16 protein-coding genes, 2 tRNA genes and 1 pseudogene are annotated in these 14,254 nt (G+C 68.4%); 12 read left to right on the plus strand and 7 right to left on the minus strand.

Going from position 1 to position 14,254, the window contains the following annotated elements; all coding sequences use genetic code 11:
* Positions 1–1,113, plus strand: a 1,113-nt coding sequence (locus FV226_RS15175) for a DUF2235 domain-containing protein (RefSeq protein WP_147763563.1), incomplete at its 5' end; no start/stop codon positions are given.
* On the opposite strand, the pseudogene FV226_RS15180 reads toward FV226_RS15175, so the two are convergent.
* The 3 genes and pseudogenes from FV226_RS15180 to FV226_RS28025 all read right to left on the minus strand — a co-directional run.
* Positions 1,110–1,727: pseudogene (locus tag FV226_RS15180) on the minus strand (aldo/keto reductase); the annotation flags it as partial. The gene FV226_RS15175 and the pseudogene FV226_RS15180 sit on opposite strands and share 4 nt — an antisense overlap.
* 41 nt (positions 1,728–1,768) lie before the next feature.
* A complete protein-coding gene (locus FV226_RS15185; protein WP_246691611.1) occupies positions 1,769–2,083 on the minus strand; it encodes a cupin domain-containing protein in 315 nt (104 codons plus the stop codon).
* Positions 2,084–2,246: 163 nt separating this feature from the next.
* Positions 2,247–2,504: a hypothetical protein gene (locus FV226_RS28025; RefSeq protein WP_187278765.1), complete on the minus strand. Its 258-nt coding sequence runs from the start codon at positions 2,502–2,504 to the stop codon at positions 2,247–2,249.
* A 672-nt stretch (positions 2,505–3,176) separates the two neighbouring features.
* Here FV226_RS28025 and FV226_RS15190 point away from each other — a divergent pair.
* Positions 3,177–3,488 carry a hypothetical protein gene (locus tag FV226_RS15190; protein ID WP_147763565.1) on the plus strand — a complete coding sequence of 104 codons (312 nt, stop codon included), beginning with the start codon at positions 3,177–3,179 and terminating at the stop codon, positions 3,486–3,488.
* A 56-nt stretch (positions 3,489–3,544) separates the two neighbouring features.
* Here FV226_RS15190 and FV226_RS15195 read toward each other — a convergent pair whose 3' ends face one another.
* Complete coding sequence (locus FV226_RS15195) at positions 3,545–4,060, minus strand: hypothetical protein (RefSeq protein ID WP_147763566.1); 516 nt, start codon at positions 4,058–4,060, stop codon at positions 3,545–3,547.
* 364 nt (positions 4,061–4,424) lie between these two features.
* Between FV226_RS15195 and FV226_RS15200 the strand changes: the two genes are divergently transcribed.
* The 4 genes from FV226_RS15200 to FV226_RS15215 all read left to right on the plus strand — a co-directional run bounded on the left by FV226_RS15200 (position 4,425) and on the right by FV226_RS15215 (position 6,758).
* Complete coding sequence (locus FV226_RS15200) at positions 4,425–4,670, plus strand: hypothetical protein (protein WP_147763567.1); 246 nt, start codon at positions 4,425–4,427, stop codon at positions 4,668–4,670.
* Positions 4,671–5,270: 600 nt separating this feature from the next.
* Positions 5,271–6,089 carry a hypothetical protein gene (locus tag FV226_RS15205; RefSeq protein WP_147763568.1) on the plus strand — a complete coding sequence of 273 codons (819 nt, stop codon included), beginning with the start codon at positions 5,271–5,273 and terminating at the stop codon, positions 6,087–6,089.
* Between the two features lie 12 nt (positions 6,090–6,101).
* The gene (locus tag FV226_RS28030; protein ID WP_187278766.1) at positions 6,102–6,284 is read left to right on the plus strand and encodes a hypothetical protein; all 183 of its coding nucleotides are present in this window, start codon (positions 6,102–6,104) and stop codon (positions 6,282–6,284) included.
* Positions 6,285–6,443: 159 nt separating this feature from the next.
* A complete protein-coding gene (locus FV226_RS15215; protein WP_147763569.1) occupies positions 6,444–6,758 on the plus strand; it encodes a hypothetical protein in 315 nt (104 codons plus the stop codon).
* A gap of 211 nt (positions 6,759–6,969) precedes the next feature.
* Here the strand turns inward: FV226_RS15215 and FV226_RS15220 are convergent.
* Positions 6,970–7,043, minus strand: a tRNA-Gly gene (locus FV226_RS15220).
* Positions 7,044–7,314: 271 nt separating this feature from the next.
* Between FV226_RS15220 and FV226_RS15225 the strand changes: the two genes are divergently transcribed.
* The 3 genes from FV226_RS15225 (at position 7,315) to FV226_RS15235 (ending at position 8,336) form a co-directional block, all read left to right on the plus strand.
* Complete coding sequence (locus tag FV226_RS15225; RefSeq protein ID WP_147763570.1) at positions 7,315–7,968, plus strand: Maf-like protein; 654 nt, start codon at positions 7,315–7,317, stop codon at positions 7,966–7,968.
* Positions 7,965–8,159: a DNA gyrase inhibitor YacG gene (yacG, locus tag FV226_RS15230; RefSeq protein ID WP_147752176.1), complete on the plus strand. Its 195-nt coding sequence runs from the start codon at positions 7,965–7,967 to the stop codon at positions 8,157–8,159. The genes FV226_RS15225 and yacG overlap by 4 nt, the downstream gene beginning before the upstream one ends.
* A gap of 101 nt (positions 8,160–8,260) precedes the next feature.
* Positions 8,261–8,336 (plus strand) — tRNA-Phe (locus FV226_RS15235).
* 74 nt (positions 8,337–8,410) lie between these two features.
* On the opposite strand, the gene mobA is transcribed toward FV226_RS15235, so the two are convergent.
* Positions 8,411–9,034, minus strand: coding sequence for a molybdenum cofactor guanylyltransferase MobA (gene mobA, locus FV226_RS15240; protein WP_147752177.1), 624 nt, complete (start codon positions 9,032–9,034; stop codon positions 8,411–8,413).
* Positions 9,035–9,041: 7 nt separating this feature from the next.
* Positions 9,042–10,181 carry an Mrp/NBP35 family ATP-binding protein gene (locus FV226_RS15245; RefSeq protein WP_147763571.1) on the minus strand — a complete coding sequence of 380 codons (1,140 nt, stop codon included), beginning with the start codon at positions 10,179–10,181 and terminating at the stop codon, positions 9,042–9,044.
* A gap of 224 nt (positions 10,182–10,405) precedes the next feature.
* On the opposite strand from FV226_RS15245, the gene FV226_RS15250 reads away from it, so the two are divergent.
* The 3 genes from FV226_RS15250 to FV226_RS15260 all read left to right on the plus strand — a co-directional run bounded on the left by FV226_RS15250 (position 10,406) and on the right by FV226_RS15260 (position 14,172).
* Complete coding sequence (locus tag FV226_RS15250; protein ID WP_147752179.1) at positions 10,406–10,909, plus strand: pyridoxamine 5'-phosphate oxidase family protein; 504 nt, start codon at positions 10,406–10,408, stop codon at positions 10,907–10,909.
* A gap of 168 nt (positions 10,910–11,077) precedes the next feature.
* Positions 11,078–12,373, plus strand: coding sequence for a nicotinate phosphoribosyltransferase (locus FV226_RS15255; RefSeq protein WP_147763572.1), 1,296 nt, complete (start codon positions 11,078–11,080; stop codon positions 12,371–12,373).
* 335 nt (positions 12,374–12,708) lie between these two features.
* The gene (locus tag FV226_RS15260; RefSeq protein WP_147763573.1) at positions 12,709–14,172 is read left to right on the plus strand and encodes an MmgE/PrpD family protein; all 1,464 of its coding nucleotides are present in this window, start codon (positions 12,709–12,711) and stop codon (positions 14,170–14,172) included.
* Positions 14,173–14,254: the final 82 nt, after the last annotated feature.

Below are 14,254 nucleotides of genomic sequence, written 5' to 3' on the forward strand. Positions count from 1 at the left end.
ACCCCGCCGGCCGACGCCCCGCCTCCAGGGAGCTACCTTCCCAGGTTCCGAAAGACGACCCGCGACATCGCCAACGAGGCGGTGATGGGAGTCTACGAATACGGGGCCGGGTACCCACGCGCCCGCTACGAGGCGGAACGCTTCGAGCTGGCTAGGCGGTTTCGGCGCACCTACGGCTCCGGCGACGACCGCGCCAACGTCGCCCCGCACTTCATCGGGGTGTTCGACACCGTCGCCTCGCTCGGATCGGTCGGGCCGCTGCGGTGGGGCATCGCCGGTGGCCTGACCGTTCTGGCGGCACTCCTCGTCGCCGTGCCGGCCGTGCTGCTCGACCTCGCGTTCGGGACCGGTTTCTGGAAGCCGTTCGCATCCGTCGCGTCGTTGTCGGCGGCCTTCGTCCTGTGGCGCTGGCTGCCGACGGCGGTGAAGTTCATCGTCGGCTCGCCCGTCGACGGCAAGACGCGGTTCCACGTCGCCCAGTGGCGCTCGGCGAACTACGACCGGCTCCTGAGCGGCCAGGTCGGCTTCGCCCGCCACGCCCTGTCCATCGACGAGACCCGGAGGGATTTCCCCCGGGTGGGTTGGGGCGGCAAGGGCGTCGTCCGCGAAAAGGTCGTGGGCGAGCCCGACCCGCTGATCCAGATGTGGTTCGCGGGAAATCACTCGGACATCAACGGGAGCTACCCCGAGGCCGAGAGCCGGCTCTCTGACATCGCCCTGGAATGGATGGTCGGGCAGGCCACCCGCATCCCGGACCCACTGCTGGTCGACGGCATGGGTCTGGACAAGCCTGGTACCAGCCGGCTGCACCTTCATCCAGCTGCGAACGGGATGCAGCACTGCGAGGTCGCCAACATGCGCGACACCATCGCAGGCATCTTCCCGGGTTGGCTGGCCCGTCGCCTCGGCTTGCTCGGCTGGCCCGTGAAGATCCGCGACGTCCCCGAGGAGGCCTTGGTCCACCAGAGCGTCCGGGAGCGCTTCGCCCTGTCCGAGGTCATGCAGTGCGCCGGCCGGGGGCCCTACAGGCCGGAGGCCCTCGCCGGGCACAAGGACTTCAAGGCCGGATATGGGCCCGCACCGACGCCGGCAGCGGTCACGCCCACGTCCTGACCGAGCGGACTGAACGGGACGAAGCCGATCCCGAGCTCCTCGCAGGTCGGAAGCACCTCGGCCTCCGGCTCGCGCCACCACAGGGAATACTCGCTCTGCAGCGCCGCGACCGGCTGAACCGCATGGGCCCGGCGGAGCGATTGCGCACCGGCCTCCGACATGCCGAAATGCTTGACCTTGCCCTCGCGGATCGGGTCGCGGACTGTGCCGGCGACGTCCTCGACCGGCACGTCCGGATCGACCCGGTGCTGGTAGAACAGGTCGATCCGGTCGGTCCCGAGCCGCCTTAGCGAGGCGTCGGCCACAGCGCGGATGTTCTCCGGGCGGCTGTCCAGGCCCTTCTGCACGTCGCCCCCGGGGAAGCCGAACTTGGTGGCGATGACGACCCTATCGCGGATAGGGGCGAGCGCCTCGCCGAGCACCTCCTCGTTCACGAACGGGCCGTACGCGTCGGCGGTGTCGAAGAAGGTGACCCCCTGCTCGAAGGAGGCGCGGATTAGCGCGACCACCTCCCGCGTCTCCGTGGCGGGGCCGTAGCCGTAGCTCAGGCCCATGCAACCGAGACCGATGTCCGATACTTCGGGGCCGCCCGTGCCCAATGTGCGCGTCCTCATGGTGGTGCTTCCGTGAGGTGAGGGTTACCGGCGCGGGGCGATCAGGCCCGGTACTGCGCGTCGGTGACGTGCTCTATCCTGTCGACGGGGCTGCCGTCGCGTTTTTCCTGGATGGCGATGTGGCTTATGCCGGTCGTCGTAGTGGCGCCGTGCCAATGCCGCTCGCCGGCCTCGAACCAGACGACGTCGCCCGGCCGGATCTCCTTGACCGCGCCGCCCTCGCGCTGGACCCAGCCGAGACCGGCCGTGACGATCAGCGTCTGCCCGAGCGGATGGGTCTGCCAAGCCGTGCGTGCGCCCGGCGCGAAGGTCAGCCGAGCGCCCCCTGTTTGCTGGTGTTGGCCGGGCCAATGCACCAGACATCCTCCGGCGGGATCCGGGTTATCCAGTGGTCGTAGGCCTCCTGGTCGGTCATGTCGCAGCCCGAGCCTCTGCAAATGCGAGAGCCACCATGCCCCAGTAAACTTCGCCTTGCTCTCAACATCGCCATCACCACGCTGCGTTGAGGGTGTCGGGACGTCACGCGATGTCGCGAGCAGCCTTATCAACGGCCTTTGTGACGATGTCGAAGGAAGGCAGCCGCACGGTGTCGTGGTGCGTCTCGGTGGCGATGGCGGCGAGGACTTCCAGGCGGTTGTTCGGGAGCCTCCTGATCAGCACCGGCGGCGCGCCGGGCCGCAAATGGACCCACGCGACATTCGGCTGTCGCGTTACCTCCGCGACGTAGCCCCGTGGCAGGTTGCCGAACCGGTCCCGCGGGGTGGCGGGTCCGGGCACAAGGGGGCCGAGGCGAGTCGTGCCGGGATCCCCGGCCTAGCGGGTGCCCGGCGTCACGAGCAGGTCGAGGTAGCCGGCCTGTAGGTCCGCGATGAAGACCACGGCGTCCATCCTGCGCCCCGGGTCCGGGCCGGGAGGACCTTAACGCCCTGCAGCGTGAAGAACGTCGGGCGGTCCAGCCCTGACCGCATCGCCTCCTAAACCGCGTTCTGTGCGGCCTCAGCGAGCAGGTTCAGGAATCCCGCGACTTGCGGCAGGACCACCTCGCGGATCGCGAGGTCGACGTCCCGGTCGTAGGTCGCCACGTCGAGGGTGAGGCCGATCTGGAGTATCCCGGGACGGTCTCCTGCCGCCCTGCAACGGGCAACCCCCGCATATCGCGCATGCCGAGAAAGTCGTTTCCCTTGACGGAAGTAACGGCAGGGTATCCATCGTGCCTAAACAGGTGGCCCGTCTCGATGATGGCGAACCCGGATGAAGGGGCTGGTATAGGGTCGGATGGTGACACGATAGATAGGGCGCACGTCGGCCTGAAACGGGCGCACAAGGCAAGGCACAACCCTGAAACTCTCTGATAACCGAAAATTGTGGATGGCTGTTGCGGATTCTTGACGGGCAGACCCGCCCAGGCGCGGAATGGTGGGAAGAGATCAGCCCGCCAGGAGAGATGCCATGACGATCGCAGCGCGCGTGATGTACGACGTCGGCAGCCGCGGTGCTCAGGCTTTCGGCCTCATGGACATGGCCGTCCGGGATTTCGCCGCCGACATGGCCGAGCGGCGCGCCACGGACATCGAGGCTGTCTCGGACCTCGGTGACGAGCTGGTCCGGACGCGCCGGGCCCTGGCGGCCGCCAAGTCCGAGATCGCGCGGGCCCGGCAGGAATCGGCCGTCCTGGCGCACGAGCTGGCCGCCGCCAACGCGCGCGCCGATCGGGCCAAGGGCGCCCTTGCGGTGATCCTCCGCACCGCGCGCCGCGCATAAGAAAACCCGCCGGGGTCAGCCCCCGGCGGGTCGGTCGTCTCGTCCCGGCTGAAAAGTCAGCCGCGGTAGCGGAGCTTCGGGGTGTAGCCCAGATCTGACAGCACCTCGTCCAGCGAAGGTTCACCCCGCCGGTCCGGCCGCGCGGGGGCATCGTCGTTCGCCGGGAGGGCCGGGACATCCGGCTGCGGGACGACCAGGCCGAGGCTGGATTTCAGCTGACCGTCCGGCCCCGCCGCGATGTGCCGTTCGAGCATCGACGGCGGCGTCATCGCGACCAGCGCGAGTTGCCCCCGATCCAGCTGGCCGAGCCAGGCATCCACGAGGGGCGGCAGGGGCGCGAGCGCCGCGCCCCCGGGCTGCGCCCCGTAGCGGCGCCGGATTGCCCACAGCCTCACAAGCTCGCCGAGGGGATGGCTTGCCGCCTCGTCGGGATCGCCCTCGCCGGCCTCAGCCTCCATGGCCGCCGCTGCGATCGATGCGGGCGTCGTCGGCTGCCCGCCGAAGCCGAGCAGCCGCAGCGGTGCCAGCAAGACCGCCAGCAACGCCCTCAGTAGAGCCAATACAAAGCGCATCACATCCTCCCGTCCCATCGGGGCCGACGGCCCTCGTCTACGGATTCTATGTGTAGGTCTGAAAGTCACTACGAGGCGGTCTGACCGATTTGCACCCAAGGAGGCCTGCTTGGGTGCAAATCGGACAAGGTGTGGAAAAGTCCTGGGTGTAAATCGGTCGGATATGAGCCGAAACCGGTCATTAAAAGCCGGTTTTCCTAGCAAGCTGTACAAAAATTTCCACTTTGGACCTTGTAAAAATCCTATTGTTCCAACATTTGATTCGAAAGTTCGGATCGCCATCTTGCGAGTCTGCGTAGCTGGCTTTATCTCGACATTACCGGCTCACCGAGGCCGTTCAACACTGAATACTGCGGAGGACATCGTGGCCTCTTCGAGCGCACCTGTTTGCGCGAGCGCTCCAGCTCGCGTCGTTACCGAGATCGACGTCGTCGCGCTGCTGCGCCGGGGCGTCGATGAAGCGGGATCCCAGCGCGTTTTCGCCCTCGCGCACGGCCTCAACGCCAACGACCTCAGCAGCATCCTGTCGGGCCGCAAGGCCCCCGGCAGGTCCTTCCTCCGCGCCGTCGGCGTGCGCAGCGCCCTGGTGATCGAGGGGGCCGGCGCATGAGGTGGTCGGAGGAGCAGATCGCGCGTTACCGGGCCCTATGGAAGCCCGGCACTAAATCGAGCCGCGAAATCGCGGCTATCCTTAGTCAAGAGTTCGACAGCGAGGTCACGCACAACTCCGTGATCTGCCGGATGAGCCGGTCGGGCAAGTCCTTCAAAGGGCCGACCGGCAACAACGTCTCGCGCGGCCGTCAGCCTCGCTCGCGCTCCGAGCTGAGCGCCGACGAGTTGGAGAGGGTACGCGAGCGGGAGCGCGAGCGCGACCGCCGCTACAAGGCTCGAATCCGAGAGCAACGGGGGCTGCCTCCCGCCCGGCCGCCCCCCGGCTGTATCAGCCGCCTCGGATTGCGGGCGCTCCTGCGATCGCCGCGCGGCCGGTGCCGGTGGCGTACGCCGACAAGATGCCGCTCTCGCTCGACGTGCCGCTGCTGCAGGCACGGGACGGCCAGTGCAGATTCATCTGCGGCGATCCCCGCGTCCTGCCCACGCTCAGCTGCGGGCATGCGACGGCGCCCGACAGCAGCTGGTGCCCCGGGCACCGCCGCATCTGCGTGCAGCCGACCAGGCCGCGCACCCTTTTCCCCCAGCCCCGGAGAGCAGCATGAGCAGCGGCCTCGACATGTTCAGCCTCGGCACTGTCAAGTTGCCTGAGAAGACGCGTCATTATGACACTCACTTCGAAGTGGGGCTCCGCGCACCCATCGATCATCGAGACATCAATAACGCGGCGGAAAGTATAAACCTTAGTGTGATCGCTCTCTACGCTGGCGATCATTGGCTGAACATGCAATCGATTGTTAAGCGCGACCTTGCCGCCCGTACCGAGCGATACAAGCCGGGGGTCTATCGCTACACAATCTCACACGCCACGCCATGGCTGGATGCGGGAAGGGTAGTTAGGACGTGGCTCCACTTGCGCCTCGTAGTTGAGGAGCCGGGTCCCGCCGGGCACCGGGGGTGGAGGCTCCTGTCGCATGAGCAGATGTTCGCCGGAGAGGGCAAAGGCCGGAACCGGCGCGTGATCCGGATCCGCGGCCTGCCCCCCGAGGAGCAGGCGGCCCGGTACGCCCTTGAGGCCCGTCGGGCGAAGTGCGCTGCGACGGCGGACAGGAAGGCGCGCGAGGCCGCTGACAAGGCGATCGCGGTCTACGTCCGGTCGATCCTGGATGCGGATCCGGACTTTCTCATCCCAGCCTCTTGGGCTGCGAGCGGTCACATCGAGGACGGCTACGTCGGGAAGCGCCTCGATGCGGCTGCAGACGTCGTGCGCGACGCGCATCACCGCCTGCAACTCACGCGGGAACGGCTCACGATTTGGGGCCATGCCCTGAACTGTGGCCTGCACGACGCCACGGTGAATCGGCCCGCCATAATCCCGCTGCCCGGCGACGACGCCGACGCCCTCGGCACCCTGATCTGAGGAGGCTGCATCATGTCCAGCATGTCCGACATCCCCTACATCGAGTGCCGGGACTCGACGCTGTTTCAGGTCGAGAATCGGGACGGCACGCTCGTCCTGACCATGGCCTATCCCGACGCCGCCATGGAGCCGGCCGGCCTCCTGGCGCATGTCCGGATCCCGATCGCGGGCCCGTCGGCTCGCCTGTTCGGCTGACCCGTACGGCGCAGGTCCGCATGTGCGGGAACAGCGTCGTCCCGCTGCTGGCGAAGGCCCTGGTCGAGGCTAACCTCGCGCATGCGACCGCCCGCGTTAGGAAGGCTCCGACCCCGCTCCCCCTGTTCGACACAGCTGCCTAGCCCCGGAGGAATCCTGATGAAGCGCCCCGCCCTGATCCCCGAGGAAGTCGACACCTCCCACCTCACCGATGACCAACGCCGGGACCGGGACGCGGTGATCCGGACGGGTCGGCTGGGATTCGGCGATCGGTGGCAGTCGCCGTTCTGCGCGGCCCTGAGCCGCGCGGCCGGGCGCCGGTACGACCCGCAGCAGCTCAACCACTGGCTGGCCGGCACGCGTCCCGTCCCGGACGCCGTCGCTCCAGCCCTCCGGGTCATGGGACCGCAGCTGGCCTCGGAACTGGAGCGCCGGGCCGCCGAGCTGCGCGAACTCTGGAAGCCCGATGAGTAGCCGTCACCACGGCGGGATCGACGACCAGCAGGGGCCTCATCAGATCTGAGGGGGGCCTTTTTCTGTGCGGAAAGGGCCGGGATACGAGCGCCGGATACAACGGCGCAGAGGGGCCGGCGTTGTATCCCTGTTGTATCCCTAGGGGGTAAACGACCCGGCCGGCAGCGCGAGGATAACTCCTCAAACGATTGTGCGGGCTAGGGAAAAGCATTGGAGCGGGCGACGGGAATCGAACCCGTATATTCAGCTTGGGAAGCTGACGTTCTACCACTGAACTACGCCCGCGCCGGACCGCGTTTCGGCAGCGCGGCTGGAGCATAGCAGAGCCGCCGGCGTTGTCCACGGGTTCGACGTTGCGACGAGGCTGGATCCGGCGGTGGTGCCCAGAGCCGTCGGCGCAGTCTTGCGCTGTGCCTTTGCCCTCCGCAGACGGTCTCCCTCCGTCCCCTCCGTTCCCATGGCGTCGGCGTTCCACTATCACCCCTGGACACGTACCCGCGATGCCTGCGGCGTCCGCCTGATTGGGTGGCGCCGGCCGAGGATTGATCCGAGATCCATGGACGCCCCTTCCCCCCAGGCCGCGCCCGCGGACAACCCCGCGCGGCTGATCCTCGCCTCCGCCTCGCCGCGCCGGCTCGCCCTGTTGCAGCAGATCGGCATCGAGCCGGACGCGCTGCTCCCCGCCGACGTGGACGAGACCCCGCTGAAATCCGAATCGCCGCGCGAGCTCGCCCGGCGCCTCGCGCGGGCGAAGCTCGCCGCCGCGCAGGGCGCTTTGCACCTGCACGCACACGGCGCCAAGAGCTGGGTCCTCTCCGCCGACACGGTGGTGGCGGTGGGCCGGCGCGTGCTGCCGAAGGCCGAGGTGCCCGACGAGGCCGCCGACTGCCTGCGCCTGCTCTCCGGCCGGCAGCACCGGGTGTTCACGGCCGTGTGCCTGCTCTCGCCGAAGGGGGCGCGACGCGAGCGGATCGTCGAGAGCCGGGTGCGGTTCAAGCGGCTGTCGCAGCGCGAGATGAGCGGCTATCTCGCCTCCGGCGAATGGCGCGGCAAGGCCGGCGGCTACGCAATCCAGGGCTTGGCCGGCGCCTTCGTGGTCAAGCTCGTCGGCTCGCATTCGGCCGTCGTCGGCCTGCCGCTCTACGAGACGATGGCGCTCCTGGACGGCGAGGGCTTCCCGGTGCGCGCCGGCTGGAGCGCGATGGCATGAGTGCGCCCGCGAAGCTTCCCTCCTGCCCGATCTGCGGAAAGCCCGCCGACCCGAAGCTGAAGCCGTTCTGCTCGGAGCGCTGCTCGGACATCGACCTCGGGCGCTGGCTGAGCGACCGCTACGTCATCCCGGCCTCGGAGGACGAGGACGACGGCGACCTGCCGCCCGCCCGGAAACCCGAATCCGAATAGCCAAAAAATCATCGGTCTAGCTTGCGGGATCAGGCTGGACAGGTCGGGGGGCACTGACTATACCCCCGCTCCAGTCGAGGCCGCCAAGCGGTCCGGCGAAGGCCCAGGTAGCTCAGTTGGTAGAGCATGCGACTGAAAATCGCAGTGTCGGCGGTTCGACTCCGTCCCTGGGCACCATCTCTTCCCATCCGCTGAAACGAGTCTTCCGCCCTTGACCTTCTATGGGCGGCTCTGCGAGTTTCGCCGCCGCCTCAGCCGGCTGCCTCCTCAATCTCTTCGCACAGTGACGCCGCCGCGCTCAGGTCGTCCGGTGTGTTGACGTTGTGGAACGGGTCGAACCGCGAGACCGGCCATCGCACCACCGTCGCACCGTGGCGCTCGATGAAGCCGCCGACGCGGCGCTCTCCGCGTTCGACGTGGGCGGCGCGGAGGTCTTCCCGCAGACGCAAGGGCCAAAGGGCGACGGTGTAGTGTTGCCGCTCGCCAGAGGCGGCGAGCACGATCGCGGCCTTGTCCCGGGCGGCGGCGAGGCGGGCGATCAGGTCGTGCGGCAGGAACGGCGCGTCGCCCGAGACGCTGGCGACGTATTCGACGTTGGGATGGAACGCGGCGGCGTGGTCGAGCCCGGCCAGGATGCCGGCGAGCGGCCCGGGATGGCCGGGGACGCCGTCCGGCAGGATTGGTCCCGGAAAGCCCGTGAACCGCGTCGGATCGCCGTTGGCACTGAGGGCCACTCCAGACGCGCATTGCGGCGCGAGCCGTTCGGTCACGCGTTCCAGCAGGGTCCGCCCGGCGAGCGGGAGCAAAACCTTGTCGCCGCCGCCCATGCGCCGGGCGAGGCCGCCGGCCAGGATCAGGCCCAGGACCGGCGGCATCACGGGGCTACTCGAACACGATCTTCGGCGCGGCCCGGCCGGCCGGCGCGGCGTTGAGGTTGTCCCAGAGCTTGGCGGCGATCTCGCGGTAGACCCTGGCCTGCGGTCCGTCGGGCGCGACCGCGACGACCGGCTGGCCGGCATCCGACGATTCGCGGATCGTCATGTTCAGCGGCACCTCGCCGAGGAACGGCACGCCGAGGCGCTGCGCCTCGATCCGCGCGCCGCCATGTCCGAAGATGTGCGATTCATGGTTGCAGTTCGGGCACACGAAGGTCGCCATGTTCTCGATCACGCCGAGGATCGGCACCGCGACCTTCTTGAACATGGTCACGCCGCGGCGCGCATCGATCAGCGCGAGGTCCTGCGGCGTCGAGACGATGACGGCGCCCGACAGCGGCGTCGCCTGCGCCATGGTGAGCTGCGCGTCGCCGGTGCCCGGCGGCATGTCGACGATCAGCACGTCGAGCTCGCCCCAGAGCACGTCGCGCAGCATCTGCGTCAGCGCCGACTGCACCATCGGGCCGCGCCAGATCATCGCCGTCTCCGGCTCGATCAGGAAGCCGATCGACATCACCTTAAGGCCGTAGCCTTCCATCGGCTCCATGCTGCGGTTGTCGACCACCTTCGGCTTGCCGGAAAGGCCGAACAGCTTCGGCACCGAAGGCCCGTAGATGTCGGCGTCGAGCAGGCCGACCTTCAGGCCCTGCGCCTTCAGGGCAAGCGCGATGTTGCAGGCGGTGGTGGACTTGCCGACGCCGCCCTTGCCCGAGGCCACGGCCACGATGTGGCGAACCCCCGGCAGGGCCGGACCCTGGCCGGGAGGCGCGCCTGGCCGCGGCGGAGCGGCGGTGACCGGGACCGGCGCCGCCTTGCTCTGCTCCGGCATGCCGGGCCCGCGCTCGGACGTGAGGCTGGCGAACACGCCGGACACGCCGGGCATCGACAGGACCTTGCCCTCGGCCGATCGGCGGATCGGCTCGAAGCGGGCGGCCTCGCTCGCGTCGATGAGGATCGAGAACATCACGCGGTTGGTCGGGTCGACCACCACCTGCGAGAGCCGGCCGGAAGCCGGCAGCGTGGTTCCGGCGGCATCGATGGTCACGGCCTGCAGGGCAAGCAGTACGTCGTCTCGGGTGATCGCCACGGTCTGGCTCCTTCGCCGGGTCCGGCGGCTCGAGATCTCGAAAGGGATGGTTCCGGCCCATGTAAACAGCCGGGCCGGAAACGCCAGCCGCAGCAGGCACGACGCCGTGCGGCCCCTGTGCGCAGGCGATCGAACCAACCGATGCGTCATCCGTTGTGACACGACCGCCGGTGCGGGCGGCAGGGAGAGCCGACGCGCCGTCACCATCTGGAGAGACGACTGCGATGCATCAGGGCAACCACCGCGACCACGAGGGCGCGAAGAAGCTGTTCGAGCTGGTGAAGGACGTGAAGGTGGCGATGATGACCACCGCCGACTCCGACGGCACGCTCAACAGCCGTCCGATGTGGAACAACGACATCGACGAGAACGGCGACCTGTGGTTCTTCACCAAGCTGCACTCGCCCAAGACCGCCGAGATCAGCCGGGACAACCAGATCAACCTGTCGTACTCCGACCCGTCGAGCCAGACCTACGTCTCGATCGCCGGGAAGGCCGAGATCGTCAGCGACCAGGCGATCGTCGACGCCAAGTGGACCGAGAGCCTGAAGACCTGGTTCCCGAACGGCAAGGACGACCCCGAGGTCGCGCTGCTCCGCATCCACCCCGAGCAGGGCGAGTACTGGGACAGCCCCAACAGCAAGATGCTGCACCTGTTCGGCTACGTGAAGGCCACGCTCACCGGCGAGAGCCCGAAGACCGAGACCAAGAAGGTCGACCTGGCCTGAGCGATCTGACTTGATCTACTCGGATCGCATCTGAGCCATCGGAGGCGGCGTGCTCCCACCGGGCGCGCCGCCTTTTCGATGCGCTGAGCGGCGACCTCCGTTGACACCGGTGCGTCGGTCGTGCGCCCTCCAGGCTTCGTGTCGTCCGACCCTAAGGCTTCCCCCCACATGCTCGATCTCGCGCGGCGGGTGCACAACCACAATTTCGGTATCGACCCGATCGTGCGGTCGCTGCTCGACACCGATTTCTACAAGCTGCTGATGGCGCAGACGATCCTGCGGCGGCACCGCGACGTGGCGGTGACCTTCGGCATCAGCAACCGCACCACCCGCATCCGTATCGCCGACGAGGTCGATGCCGGCGCGCTCCGCGAGCAGCTCGACCACGCCCGGTCCCTGCGTCTCTCCCGCGGCGAGGCGACCTGGCTGCGCGGGAACGCCTTCTACGGACGCCGCCGCATTCTGTCGGCCGACTTCATCGCGTGGTTCGAGGGCTTCCAACTGCCCGAATACCATCTCGAGGCGCGCGACGGGCAGTACGAGCTGACCTTTCACGGTCCCTGGGTCGAGACCACGATGTGGGAGGTTCCGGCGCTCGCCATCCTCAACGAGCTGCGCTCGCGCGCGGTGCTGCGCAACCTCGGCAAGCTCGACTTGCAGGTGCTGTATGCGCGGGCGATGACGCGGGTCTGGGAGAAGATCGAGCGTTTGCGCAAGCTTCCGGACCTGTCGATCGCCGATTTCGGGACCCGCCGCCGGCACGGCTTCCTGTGGCAGGATTGGTGCGTGCAGGCGATGGACGAGGGCCTGGGATCGAAGCGCTTCCTCGGCACCTCGAACTGCCTGATCGCGCTACGCCGCGAGGTCGAGGCCGTGGGCACCAACGCGCACGAGCTGCCGATGGTCTACGCGGCCCTCGCCGAGGACGACGCGGCGCTGGCGCGTGCCCCCTACGACGTGCTGCGCGACTGGCAGGAGGATTACGAGGGCAACCTCCTCGTCGTGCTGCCCGACACCTACGGCACCACCGGCTTCCTCGCCGGCGCGCCCGACTGGCTGACCGACTGGACCGGCATCCGCATCGACTCGAAGGACCCGATCGCGGGCGGCGAGGAGGCGATCGCGTTCTGGCGCTCGCGCGGCGCCGACCCGCGCGAAAAGCTCGCGATCTTCTCAGACGGGCTCGACATCGACACGATCGAGCGGATCCATGCCCATTTCCACGGGCGGCTGCGGATCGGTTACGGCTGGGGCACCCTGCTCACCAACGACTTTCGCGGACTGGTGCCGGACGGGCGGCTCGATCCGGTTTCGATCGTCTGCAAGGTCACGCATGCGGACGGGCGCCCGACGGTGAAGATCTCCGACAACCCGACCAAGGCACAGGGGCCGGCCGACGCCATCGCCCGCTACAAGCGGGTCTTCGGCGTCGGCGAGCAGGACGCGATGGCGGTCGTGGTCTGACCGGAAAGCGACGCCGCCAGACCTCCCCCCAACACACCTCATTTTAAGGTGCGGCCGTGAAGCGGGCGCCTCGAAGGATACCTCCAGGATCCGCATGATCCCTGGAAGGCTCCTTCAAGGCCCGCTGACGCGGGCAATTCAGGATGAGGCGGCGGGTCGGATGCCGTGATCAGGGATCGGACGCATCGTCCCCCCGGCGTCTGTCAGCAACGAGCGGTTGAAACCTTTTTGCCCTCGGCTCGATCCGCGCCTGCGCTAGCTGATCGCCCACAGCCCGGTCGCCGCGTCCGAACAAACGCAAGCGATGTGGCCGGCTCAGTAGGGACGGAGGCACCATGTCGAAGATCGATCGACGCGCGCTGATCGCCGCCGCGGGCCTCGCGCTCGCCGCGCCGGAATTGGGTCACGCGCAGGAGTCGGGCAAGCCGCAGGATGCGGCAGCGCCCAAGCCGGAGGCGAAAGGCGTGACCCATACCCTGGCGCGCTACGTCGTGAACGCCCGGTTCGAGGATCTGCCCGAGACCGTTCGCCGCGAGGCGACGCGGACCTTCCTCAACTGGGTCGGCGTCGCCATCGGCGGCTCGCACCACGAGACGCTGGACGTCGCGGTGTCGGCGCTGGCGCCGTTCTCCGGGCCGCCGCAGGCCGGCCTGTTCGGCCGCACCGAGCGCTTCGACATCATGAACGCCGCGTTCCTGAACGGCGTGTCGAGCCACATCTTCGACTACGACGACACGCACCTGAAGACCGTGATCCACCCGGCCGGCCCGGTCGCCTCGGCGATCCTCGCCTATGCCGAGATGCATCCGGTTTCGGGGCGGGACTTCCTCAATGCGCTGGTGCTCGGGATCGAGACCGAGTGCCGGATCGGCAACGCGGTCTATCCGAACCACTATGACGTCGGCTGGCACATCACCGGCACCGCCGGCGTCTTCGGGGCGGCGGCCGCCGCCGGCAAGCTGATGGGGCTCACCGAGCAGCAGATGGTGTTCGCGCTGGGGCTGGCCGCCTCGCAGCCGGTGGGCCTGCGCGAATCGTTCGGCTCGATGAACAAGAGCTTCAATCCCGGCCGCGCCGCCGCCAACGGCCTGTTCGCGGCGATTCTGGCGGCGAAAGGCTTCACGTCGTCGGACGGGATGATCGAGGCCAAGCGCGGCTGGGCCAACACCGTCTCGACCAAGCAGGATTATCGCGAGATCACGGAGGAGCTCGGCACTCGTTTCGAGAGCCTGCTCAACACCTACAAGCCGTTCGCCTGCGGTATCGTCATGCACCCGGCGATCGACGCCGCGATCCAACTGCGCGACGAGCAGCACCTGAAGCCCGATCAGATCGCCCGCGTCGACCTCAAGGTGCATCCGCTGGTGCTCGAGCTCACCGGCAAGACGGCACCGCAATCCGGGTTGGAGGGCAAGTTCAGCATCTTCCACGCCGTCGCCGTGGCCCTGGTCGAGGGGGCAGCCGGCGAGAAGCAGTTCAGCGACCGTGCGGTGCGCGACCCCGTGGTCGTCGCGCTCCGCGAGAGGGTCGTGCCGGTGGTGACGCCTGGAATCGCGGCGGCGCAGGTCGACATGACCGTGACGCTGAAGGACGGCCGCACCCTGCACCGCCGCATCGAGCACGCGATCGGCAGCGTCGAGCGGCCGATGACCGACGCGGCGCTGGAGCGCAAGTTCACCGACCTCGCAGACGGCGTGCTGCCCGAGGCGCAGGCCCGGCGGGTGATGGCCCTGTGCTGGTCGCTCGAAACGCTCGGCGACGCAGCCGACGTCACCCGCGCCGGCGTCGCGCAGGCCTGACCGATCACGGTTCCGTGAAAACGGCACGGCCCGCGAGGGATCGTTTCGCTGGTCCGTGTCGTTCCTCGTTCGCATCGGCGAC

Source organism: Methylobacterium sp. WL12, from assembly GCF_008039475.1.
GTDB lineage: Bacteria > Pseudomonadota > Alphaproteobacteria > Rhizobiales > Beijerinckiaceae > Methylobacterium > Methylobacterium cerastii.